The organism is Pseudomonas sp. MHK4 (assembly GCF_054600775.1).
Window position 1 is genome coordinate 1 of the sequence record NZ_BAAIAK010000031.1, and the last position, 10757, is coordinate 10757.

At 61.7% G+C, this 10757-nt stretch carries 11 protein-coding genes; 9 read left to right on the forward strand and 2 right to left on the reverse strand.

All coding sequences use genetic code 11. The features are described 5' to 3' along the window. The first annotated feature begins 310 nt into the window (after positions 1 to 310). Positions 311 to 622, forward strand: coding sequence for a nuclear transport factor 2 family protein (locus ACYP2Q_RS31170; RefSeq protein ID WP_459734039.1), 312 nt, complete (start codon positions 311 to 313; stop codon positions 620 to 622). A 194-nt stretch (positions 623 to 816) separates the two neighbouring features. Here the strand turns inward: ACYP2Q_RS31170 and cysQ are convergent, their stop codons facing one another. Continuing rightward, on the reverse strand, positions 817 to 1581 hold the full coding sequence (gene cysQ, locus ACYP2Q_RS31175; RefSeq protein WP_459734040.1) for a 3'(2'),5'-bisphosphate nucleotidase CysQ: 765 nt from the start codon (positions 1579 to 1581) through the stop codon (positions 817 to 819). A 1044-nt stretch (positions 1582 to 2625) separates the two neighbouring features. Between cysQ and cysD the strand changes: the two genes are divergently transcribed. The 8 genes from cysD to ACYP2Q_RS31215 all read left to right on the forward strand — a co-directional run bounded on the left by cysD (position 2626) and on the right by ACYP2Q_RS31215 (position 10423). After that, positions 2626 to 3612 carry a sulfate adenylyltransferase subunit CysD gene (cysD, locus tag ACYP2Q_RS31180; RefSeq protein WP_459734054.1) on the forward strand — a complete coding sequence of 329 codons (987 nt, stop codon included), beginning with the start codon at positions 2626 to 2628 and terminating at the stop codon, positions 3610 to 3612. After that, positions 3612 to 5525, forward strand: a complete 1914-nt coding sequence (gene cysN, locus ACYP2Q_RS31185) for a sulfate adenylyltransferase subunit CysN (RefSeq protein WP_459734041.1) — start codon at positions 3612 to 3614, stop codon at positions 5523 to 5525. The genes cysD and cysN overlap by 1 nt, the downstream gene beginning before the upstream one ends. Before the next feature lie 69 nt (positions 5526 to 5594). Further along, positions 5595 to 6707 (forward strand): DUF1214 domain-containing protein, encoded by a 1113-nt coding sequence (locus ACYP2Q_RS31190; protein WP_459734043.1) that lies wholly within the window; start codon positions 5595 to 5597, stop codon positions 6705 to 6707. Further along, positions 6704 to 7891: a sulfotransferase family protein gene (locus ACYP2Q_RS31195; protein WP_459734044.1), complete on the forward strand. Its 1188-nt coding sequence runs from the start codon at positions 6704 to 6706 to the stop codon at positions 7889 to 7891. The genes ACYP2Q_RS31190 and ACYP2Q_RS31195 overlap by 4 nt, the downstream gene beginning before the upstream one ends. Positions 7892 to 7909: 18 nt before the next feature. After that, positions 7910 to 8626, forward strand: coding sequence for an EthD domain-containing protein (locus ACYP2Q_RS31200; RefSeq protein ID WP_459734046.1), 717 nt, complete (start codon positions 7910 to 7912; stop codon positions 8624 to 8626). A 21-nt stretch (positions 8627 to 8647) separates the two neighbouring features. After that, positions 8648 to 9103: a nuclear transport factor 2 family protein gene (locus ACYP2Q_RS31205; RefSeq protein WP_459734048.1), complete on the forward strand. Its 456-nt coding sequence runs from the start codon at positions 8648 to 8650 to the stop codon at positions 9101 to 9103. A gap of 20 nt (positions 9104 to 9123) precedes the next feature. Further along, positions 9124 to 9591 carry an SRPBCC domain-containing protein gene (locus ACYP2Q_RS31210; protein ID WP_459734050.1) on the forward strand — a complete coding sequence of 156 codons (468 nt, stop codon included), beginning with the start codon at positions 9124 to 9126 and terminating at the stop codon, positions 9589 to 9591. Positions 9592 to 9631: 40 nt separating this feature from the next. Continuing rightward, positions 9632 to 10423, forward strand: a complete 792-nt coding sequence (locus ACYP2Q_RS31215) for an SDR family oxidoreductase (RefSeq protein WP_459734052.1) — start codon at positions 9632 to 9634, stop codon at positions 10421 to 10423. A 222-nt stretch (positions 10424 to 10645) separates the two neighbouring features. On the opposite strand, the gene ACYP2Q_RS31220 is transcribed toward ACYP2Q_RS31215, so the two are convergent. Continuing rightward, the coding region (locus ACYP2Q_RS31220) for a transposase (protein WP_036984840.1) at positions 10646 to 10757 on the reverse strand (112 nt) is incomplete at its 5' end.

Sequence of the window (10757 nt, forward strand, 5' to 3'; positions counted from 1 at the left end):
CGCGAGCAAGCTTGCTCCTACAGGGGCTTCGTTCCTGTTCTGCACAGTGGGTTTCTGTAGGAGCGAGCTTGCTCGCGAAAAACCTGAGAGCGGCGCGGGGTGTCAGGCTCCCCGCGTCATCGTTGACGACCATCGCTGGCAAGCCAGCTCCTACAGTGGATCGAGTGAGGCCGTGGGAGATGGGTTGGCTGTCAGGCCGCCATCGCCGGCAGGCCAGCTCCCACAATGGATTGGGTATAGCCGTGGGAGATGGGTTGGCTGTCAGGCCGCCATCGCTGGCAAGCCGGCTCCTAAAAAAAAGAGGATCACCATGAGCACCAGCGCCATACAGATCTGCAACCTGCTCTACCGTTACGCTGAATACCTGGACAGCGGCCAACTGGTCGAGGCGGCCGAGCTGTTTCGTCATGCCCGGATGAAGCTGCAAAGCCAGGACGCCTACATCGATCACAGCGCGCTGCTGGGCATCTGGCAACAACGAATCAAGCGCTACCCCTGCGGCACACCCCGCACCCGACACATCATCAGCAACCCGATCATCGACCTCGACGAAGTCGCAGGAACCGCGAAGGTGCGCTCCTGCTACACCGTGCTGCAAGCCACCGACACCCTTCCCCTGTAACCCATCGCCAGCGGGCGCTACCTCGATGAGTTTGAACGCATGGACGGCGTCTGGCGCTTCAGCTTTCGTGATTATTCGCATCTGGACATGATGGGGGACTTGAGCGCGCATCTGTCGATGTAGATCGCGAAATCGCCAACACAAAGGGCCTGCTTCCATCCCCGGAAACAGGCCCATGCACAAGCAAATTGCGGCTATAACCCGTGAGCGTAGAAATGCGGGTTGTCCAGGCCGGGCTTGCCATAACGCAGCACATCGCCGCCGAGGGTGCGGATCTGTCCACCGGCCGCCACCAGCACCGCATGCCCCGCGGCGATATCCCATTCCATGGTGCGCCCCAGGCGCGGATAAAGGTCTGCCTCGCCGCAAGCGACCAGGCAAATTTTCAGCGACGAGCCGGCGCTTTTCAGTGATCGCACCTGGCGCCCGTCGAGGAATTCATCCAGCGCCTGGGCATCGCCATGGGAGCGGCTGGCGACCACGTCCAGGCCCTCCTGGCCCACTGCACGGCAGTGGATGGGCTGGCGCTGCCCGGCCTGTTCGATAAAGGCGCCACCACCACGGGCACCGGCGAACAGTCGCGCAAGCGCGGGTGCGAGCACCACCCCAAGCACCGGCTCACCGTTGTCGATCAGGGCGATATTGACGGTGAACTCGCCATTGCGATTGATGAATTCCCGAGTGCCGTCCAGCGGGTCCACCAGCCAGAAACGCCTGCCGACCTCGGGCACCTTGCCTGCGGCGGCAGCCTCTTCCGAAATCACCGGAATCTGCGGTGTGAGCGCCGCCAAGGCCTGCAGAATCAGAGCCTCGGCACGCTCATCAGCCTCGGTCACTGGCGACGCATCGTCCTTGCCGCGCACCTCGAAATCCGAACGGTACACCTCCAACACCAGCTCGCCTGCCTGGCGGGCAATACCGATGACGTCTTCAAGCAGAACAGTCATTGACTCGTTCATGGCAACTCTCCTGTTTTTTGTTCTTCACATGGTCCATTCGGCCTATGCGCGATTTTGCGGATCCGGGAACAGTACAGACATCCACTCCAACGCCACTGCGCAAATGGATGTTTAACAGGAGCTCCCGTGTCCCACGGCAATCAGCTGTCCGTTGCACAGATCAACACGCTTCGCCTGCGTGCCGTGCAGTTGCGCATCGCCGGCAATACGCTCAAAGCCATCAGCCAGGACACCGGACTCTCATCGCCGACCATCATCTCTGCCTACAAGTCGTGGCAAGCCGGTGGCTGGAAGGCGGTACCCGTGCGCGAACGCGGGCGCAAGCAAGGCGAAGGCCGAAGCCTGTCTGCCGAGCAGGAACAGAACATCTACCAGCTGTTGGTCAGCACGCCGCCGGAACGGCACCAGTTACCGTTCCTGCTCTGGCACCTGGAAGCGATGCAGGCACTGGTCAAGCGTCTGCACGACATCGACTTGCCCGAACGCACCGCCACCCATTACCTGCAACGCTGGCAGCTCAATGCCGAGCGCCCGGCCAAGCGTGTCGCCAATGCTTCGCTGGCCGTACAGCGCTGGTACCGCAGCACCTACCGGGACATCCTCGAACAGGCGCGTGCGCAGAATGGCGAGATCCACTGGATCGATGACTACGGTGCCCGCAACGATCAGGGCAAGCTCAGTCACGGGGTGCTGCGCGCGGTGAGCAATCGCGGCAAGGTGCTCTGGCTGCCTTATGAAGACGGCTTGCGCGCGCCGCACCTGCAAGCGTTCTTCGACCGCCTCTATCGCTCGGCCGAACGCAAAGTGTTTGCCCTGCTCTCGGGCATGCACTGGCAACGCGCCGCGACCTTCATCACCTGGGCCGGCGAACGCGCTGAGCGGCTGCAGCTGTTTCATCTGCCCGAAGCCAGCGCAATGCTCAGCGGTGCCCGCGAACTGGCGACCCAGATCGGTCAGCAAGCCGCCCACGTCAACCCTGACGACACACCTGCCGTGATCGCAAGCACCCTGCCCCGTAACCCCATGCTGCAGATGCTGCGCCAGATGTTAAAACATCAAGTCGCGCATAAGTCCGAATCGCAGCGGTTGTACGTTGATAAACGACAACAACAAAAAGCGAGAGGCAAATCCATGACGCTTACCCATCTACAACGACTGGAAGCGGAAAGCATCCAGGCAATGCGCGAGGTTGTCGCCGAATCCGACAACCCGGTCATGCTCTACTCCATCGGCAAGGACAGTGCGGTCATGCTGCACCTGGCCATGAAGGCCTTCTACCCGGCCAAGCCGCCCTTCCCTCTGCTGCATGTCGACACCACCTGGAAGTTCCAGGAGATGTATCGCTTCCGCGATCAGATGGTGGCCAAGCTCAACGTCGAACTGCTGACCCACACCAACCCCGAAGGCATTGAAATGGGCATCAGCCCGTTCAAGCACGGGTCGCAGATCCACACCGACATCATGAAGACCGAGGGGCTGAAACAAGCGCTTGATCACTACGGTTTCGACGCGGCCTTCGGCGGCGCACGTCGCGACGAGGAAAAATCCCGGGCCAAGGAGCGGATTTTCTCCTTCCGCTCCGACCAGCACCGCTGGGACCCGAAGAACCAGCGCCCGGAGCTCTGGCACCTGTACAACACGCGCAAACACAAGGGCGAGTCGATCCGCGTGTTCCCTTTGTCCAACTGGACCGAGCTGGACATCTGGCAATACATCTACCTGGAAAACATCCCGATCGTACCGCTGTATTTCGCCGCGCCGCGCCCGGTGGTCGAGCGTGACGGGATGCTGATCATGGTCGATGACGCACGCATGCCGCTGAACCCGGGTGAAGTGCCGATGATGCGCAACGTGCGCTTTCGCACGCTGGGTTGCTACCCGCTCACCGGGGCCGTGGAGTCCGATGCCGACACCCTGCCCAAGATCATTCAGGAAATGCTCCTGACCCGCACGTCCGAGCGCCAGGGGCGAATGATCGACCACGACGCGTCCGCATCGATGGAGAAGAAAAAACAAGAGGGGTATTTCTAATGGCACACGTATCCGACCTGATTGCCGAGGATATCGGGCAATACCTCAAGTCCCACGAGCACAAGAGCCTGCTGCGCTTCATCACCTGTGGCAGCGTGGACGATGGCAAGAGCACGCTGATCGGGCGCCTGCTCTACGATTCGAAAATGCTCTTCGAAGACCAGATGGAAGCGCTGGAAGCCGACTCGAAAAAAGACGGCACCCAGGGTGGCGAACTGGACTTCGCGCTGTTGGTGGACGGCCTGGCCGCCGAGCGCGAACAAGGCATCACCATCGACGTGGCCTACCGTTTTTTCTCCACGGAACTGCGCAAGTTCATCGTGGCCGACACCCCGGGCCACGAGCAGTACACCCGCAATATGGTGACCGGTGCCTCCACCGCCGACGTGGCCGTGGTGATGATCGACGCCCGCCGCGGCGTGCTGACCCAGTCCAGGCGTCACAGCTACCTGGCTTCGTTGATCGGCATTCGCAAGGTGGTGCTGGCCGTCAACAAGATGGACTTGATGGACTACTCGGAGAAAGTCTTCAACGCCATCGTCGATGACTACCGCGCGTTCGCCAAGCAGATCAATCTTCAGGATGTCACCGCGATCCCGATGTCCGCGCTGCGCGGTGAGAACATCACCGAGCAGAGCGAGCACATGCCCTGGTATCGCGGCACCACGCTGATGGGCTACCTGGAAACCGTCGAGATCGACGAGGCGCACCAGCAGAAACTGGCGTTCCGCATGCCGGTGCAGTGGGTCAATCGCCCCAATCTCGATTTCCGTGGTTTCACCGGCACCATCGCCAGCGGCATGATTCGTCCCGGCGACCGCGTGCGTGTGTTGCCGGCCGGGCAAGAGAGCCGGATCTCGCGCATCGTGACCCTCGATGGCGACCTGCAACAAGCCGTGGCCGGCCAGTCCATCACCCTGACCCTGACCGACGAAGTCGATTGCAGCCGTGGCGATGTCCTGTCCACCGCAGAAGATCCGGCCAGCGTCGCCGACCAGTTCCAGGTCAGCCTGATCTGGATGCACGAGCAGGCCATGCTCGCCGGCCGCCCCTACCTGATGAAGATCGGCGGCAAGACGTTGCCGGTCACCCTGGCAGTGCCCAAGTACAAGATCAACGTCAACACCATGGAGCACCTGGCGGCCAAGGAACTGGCGCTGAACGAGATTGGCGTGTGCAACCTCTTCACCAGCCAGCCGATCGCTTTCGATCCCTACAAGGACAACCGCGAGACCGGCAGCTTCATTCTCATCGACCGCCTGAGCAACGCCACCGTCGGCGCCGGCCTGATCGAGTTCTCCCTGCGCCGTTCGCAGAACATCCACATGCAGCACGTGGATGTGAACAAGAAGGCACGCGCCGAACAGATGGGCCAGCAGCCGGTGCTGCTGTGGTTCACCGGTTTGTCGGGCGCCGGCAAGTCGGCCATCGCCAACCTGCTGGAAACCCGCCTATACGCCCGCGGCCGCCATACCTACCTGCTCGATGGCGACAACGTGCGCCACGGCTTGAACCGCGACCTGGGCTTCACCGATGCCGACCGGGTTGAGAACATCCGCCGGGTGGCCGAGGTGTCCAAGTTATTCGTGGATGCCGGGATGATCGTGTTGACCGCCTTCATCTCGCCGTTCCGCTCCGAGCGCGAGATGGCGCGTGGGCTGCTGCAGGAAGGCGAGTTCATCGAGATCTTCGTCGACACGCCGCTGGCCGTGGCCGAAGAGCGCGACCCCAAGGGCCTGTACAAGAAAGTCCGCCGCGGCGAGTTGAAAAACTTCACCGGCATCGACTCGCCTTATGAGGTGCCGAGCAAGCCGGACATCCATATCCAGACCAGCAAGCTGACGCCGGAGGGTGCAGTGGACCGGATCATCGAGGTGCTGACCGAGCGCGGTTTCATCGGCCAGGAACGCTAGCCCCGACGCCCGGTTCACGCCTCTGCGCAGGCGCTCGAGCCGGGCTCCCCCAATCAAGAGAGTCCAACAATGACAATCAGCTCTATTGACGAACAACAGCTGTCGAGTGGCCAGACCTGGGCCACGTTCTGCGATCACCTCAAGCGCTGCGGCGAGCAGATCCTGCGTCCCGAAGCACCCGCGGATGCGGCCACCCGCGCCGAAGGCTTGCGCTACCTCACACGCCTGCTGCGCATCGGCCTGGAGATGCACATCGAGTTTGCCGACCCGGCGTTTCCCAGTTTCTTCAAGACCTCCCACGAGACCGCGAAGATCGGTGCCGACAACCCGGACAATCTCTACGAGTACTCGCGCCTGGACGGTACGCTGGACTACCGCATCACAGGCCAGCGCGGCAGTGTTGCCTACCTGAGCTTCGGCACCCAGAAAGGCGGTTATGAAACCGACGGCACCCTGATCCAGACCGGCTTCATCGATGCCAGCCAGTTACAACTCGATGACCAGGGCAACTTCGAAATCATCCTCAGCCGCGCACCGCAAGCGGGCAACTGGTTGAAAATGGAAGGCGCCACCAACGCCTTGATCGTCCGCCAGACGTTTCTGGACCGTCGCAGCGAAGTGCCGGCCAAGTTGAGCATTGAACGCATCGGCACCGATGCCAAGCCACAGGCCCTTGACCCGGCGACGTTCCAACAAGGCCTGGCGCGGGTATCGAGCTTCGTCGAGAACACCGCCCGGCTGTTCGCCGACTGGAGCCAAAGCTACCTGCCGCACAGCAATCAGTTGCCCCCGGCCAACCAGGCGCTCTGCCAATCGGTGGGCGGCGATCCAAATATTTTCTACTACCACTCGCACTGGGCGCTGGCCGAGGACGAGGCGCTGGTTATCCACATCGATAAAGTGCCGGACTGCGACTTCTGGAACCTGCAGATCAACAATTACTGGATGGAGTCGCTGGACTACCGCTACCACCGGATCTGCTTCAACAAGCACCAGGCCCGGTACGACGACAACGGCGGGGTGACGCTGGTGCTCAGTGAGCGGGACCCCGGGGTGAGCAACTGGCTGCAAACCGCCGGCGTCCGCCAGGGCACGTTCTGCCTGCGTTGGGTCGGTGCCCGGGAGCAATGCCACCCCACCACTCGCGTGGTAAACGTCGCTGCCGTCGCGGAGGTCGTATGAACGCGCCCAGCCGAATTGAAGATTTGACCGTCGACAAGCTGTTGGCCAGCGCAATCGCGCGCACCGACGGCCTGAGCCATTTTGGCGATGATAACTACCGGGCGTCCCTGCAGGCGCTGCTCGATGCCTTGGCTACTGAAGCCGGGCTGTCGCAGACCGGCCTGCAGCTGCTGGAAGAAAGACTGGTCGGGCAACTGGTCAACCGCCTGGTGATGGAAGACTACCTGAGCCGTTATCCGCAAATCACCCGGATATCCATTGACGATCCGCTGGTCATCGTCGGCCTGCCACGCACTGGCACCACCATGCTGCAGCGCACGCTGGCGGTCGACCCGCGCTTCTACTGCGCCGCCTGGTGGGAAACCCGCTTTCCGGCACCGCTGGCTGGCGAAACCCTGGCCGCGCCGGTCAAGCGCATCGCCCAGGCCAAGGCAGAGGTCGATCTGATGGCCGAGGTGATCCCGCAGATCCTCGCGATCCACCCGCTCGATGCCCTGCTCTGCGATGAAGAGTTCATGCTCATGGAGCATTCCTTCATGTGCGCCATGGACGCCTACGTGAATGTACCCAGCTACACCCGCTGGCTGGATCAGCAGGACCAGCGGCCGGTCTACACGCAACTGAAGAAGATGCTGCAGTTCCTGCAGTGGCAGAAACAGCAACGGGGTGAGCCGGCGGCTCAACGCTGGCTGCTCAAGGCGCCACAACACCTGCACACCCTGGATCTGCTACTGGATGTCTTCCCCGGGGCGCAGGTGATCCTGACCCACCGTGAACCGGCCCAGACCATCCCGTCGATGGCCAGCATGGCCCACACCCTGTGGCAGATGTACAGCGACAACCCGGACCCGAAAGCCGCCGGTGAGCAGTGGAACCACCGCATGGCGCGCGGTATCCGCCACACCATGCAGGTGCGCGAGCAGCATGCGCCCGAGCGCTTTCTCGACATCCACTTCGCCGACACCGTGAAGCAGCCGCTGCTGGTGCTGGAACAGGTCTACGCCTTCGCCAACCTGCCATTTACCGACAAAGCCCGCGCCGACGCGCAGGGCTGGCTGGCGCAAAACAGCCGGGAAAAACGTGCCAGCCACGACTACAGCCTGGAGCGCTTTGGCCTGAACGAGGCGCAGATGACCGAGGACTACAGCGAGTACCGCGCCCGTCACCTGGGCGTCAATCACTGAAGGCAGGCTGGAGACATCATGGAAAAAATCATCTTGACCCTGTGGAAGCCGACGCAACCCAACGCCGGGCAATGGCGTGCGGATTTGCTCGGCCTGCGCGACACGCTGGTTGCTGCCGGTGGCAAAAACATCCGCGTCATGCTGGTCGATGAGGCGGTGGCCGCTGCATCCGCGCAACGCATCACCAATAGCGCAGTGCCTCTGGACGGGATGCTCTCGTTGTGGCTGGACAGTGCCTCGCAGTGGCCCGTCATCAAGACAATCGTGGCGCCTTTGACCCACCGTCTGGAGGCGTACCTGGTGGTGGAATCCGAGCCCTACCCCGAGGAACGCCAGGCCCGTGCTGCCCACTACCGGGTGCCGCTTGGCGAGCGCACACCCGGCATGATCCAGGTGGCGCTGCTGCACAAGCCAGACCGGATGAGCTACGAGCATTGGTACGACACCTGGCGCAACGGGCACGGCCCTAATGCCTATCCACTGCAATCGATCTTCGGCTACCGACAGAACACCGTGGTACGGGCGCTTTCCTTCGGTGCGCCGGTGCTGCACGCCATCGTCGAAGAAAACTTCCCGCCCGAGGCCATCGGCAATCCGCAAGGTTTTTTCGCCGCCCTGGGCGACCCGGAAAAATGCGCGCAGCGCCAGCAGGCCATGTACGAATCGACCAGCAAGTTCATCGACTTCGAGAAGCTCGACTGCATCCTCACCAGCGAGTACCAGCTCAGTGCCTGAATGGCCCCAAGGAGGTTTCACATGTTGGACCTGCAAGCTATCGAGCTGATCAAACAGCTCAAGGCGCGTTATTTTCGCGCCATCGACACCGGCAACATCGAGATGCTCCAGGGCATGCTCACCGAGGACGTCGCCCTGTCGTTCAAGAGCCCTGCCTACGAGTTCCACGTCAACGGCCTGGGCGATGCGCTGGACTTCTACCGCACCTCATTCACCAAGACCCGCCTGGCCACCCACAACGGTCACACCCCGGAAATCGAAGTCGCTGGCGATCAAGCCACAGCCCTCTGGTACCTGAGCTACGTGTTCATCAACCTCGAGGACAACACCCACATGCACGGCAGCGCGATCTACCAGGATCGCTACATCAAGCGCGGCGAGCGCTGGATGATCGCCGAGACGGGCTACGAAACCCTGCTCGAGACTATCCAGCCCTTGAGCGAACAGCTGCAGATCACCTCCAGACCCATTAACTGAATGCACGACAGGAGACCGTCATGGCCAGAGCAGAAAACATAGTGACCTCCCACACGGTGGAAATTAATGCCCCCGCCCGGGTGGTCTGGGAAGTGCTCATCGACCTGGACAACTATCACCAGTGGAACAGCTTCTGTCCGAGCATTCGGTGCGGCCTGCAGATCGGCGACGAGGTGCATATGCAGGTGCTTTCCCCCGAGACCGGCGAAACCGTTCCGGTGTTCGAATACCTCGTGGCGTGCGACCCCGAGCAACTGTTGTCCTGGGAGCAGCGCCCCGTCCCGGAGAACATGGACGCCGCCCGCCGCGACCAGTACATCAAGGCCATCGATGCCAACCGCTGCCGCTATTTCACCACGGACATATTCCTGGGCCTGAACCAGGACACGATCATGCGCGAACACGGTGCCTGGGTAAAAACCGGCTTCGACCAGATGGCCCTGGACCTGAAACGACGTGCCGAAGCCCTGCACGCCAGTCGCACCTGAACGCCCCAATCCTTACCAGAACAATAAGAAGGTAATCACCATGTTGCTCAAAGATAAAGTCGTCATCATTTCCGGCATCGGCCCTGGCCTGGGCATCAAGCTGGCCGTGCGAGCCGCGGAATATCAGGCCAAGGCCGTGGTGTTGGCCGCGCGAACCCCGGCCAAGCTGGATCAGGCCGAGCAAGCGGTCCGCGACGCGGGCTACAGCACCCCTATCCTGAAAGTCCCCACCGACATTTCCCGGGTCGAGCAGTGCCAGACGCTCGCCGACCTGACGATCGAGCACTTTGGCCAGATCGACGTACTGATCAACTCCGCCTACGCCCACGGCGCCTGGGGCAGTTCCTCCGAGTCGTCAATGGCCGACTGGCGCAACGCGATGGACGTCAACCTGTTCGGCACCATGCACATGACCCAGGCCGTGCTGCCGCAGATGAAGAAGCAGAAATCGGGCAGCATCGTCATGATCAACACCATGGCCACCCGCACCCCCAACCAGCTGGAGTCCGGTTACGCCGTCTCCAAAGGCGCGCTGAAAACCGCCGTGCAGTACCTGGCCCAGGATCTCGGCCCGTTCGGCATCCGCGTCAACTCCACCTTCATGGGCTGGATGTGGGGCGCGCCCGTCATCGGTTACTTCCAGAGCGAAGCCAAGCGCCTGGGCGTCCCGATGGAGTCGCTGGTGGACCAGGTCGCGCAACAGATTCCACTGCGCAAGATTCCCGAAGACAGTGACTGCGCCATGGCCGCCCTGTACCTGGCCAGCGACTACGCCAAGGTCATTACCGGCGCGCAACTGGACGTCAACGGCGGCCACTACCTGCCCTGCTAAGCCCTTCAAGGCGACAAGCCTGCGTATCAGCTACAAACGTCTGCTGGAGATGATCGCATTACCCTGTAGGAGCGAGCTTGCTCGCGATGAACCTGAGAGCACCGCGGAGTGTCAGGTTCCCCGCGTCATCTTTGACCTCCATCGCGAGCAAGCTCGCTCCTACAGGTAACGCGTTACCTATTGCTCCCGGGATTACGTGAAGAACCAAAAAAAAAAGGTTCTTCACGGATTACCGGGAAAGACGCTCTTGATCTTCATGAAAAAGAATTCGCTATCCCGGTAACCGTACGCCATCCGCTTGATGACCTTTATTCGATTGTTTATCCCTTCCAGC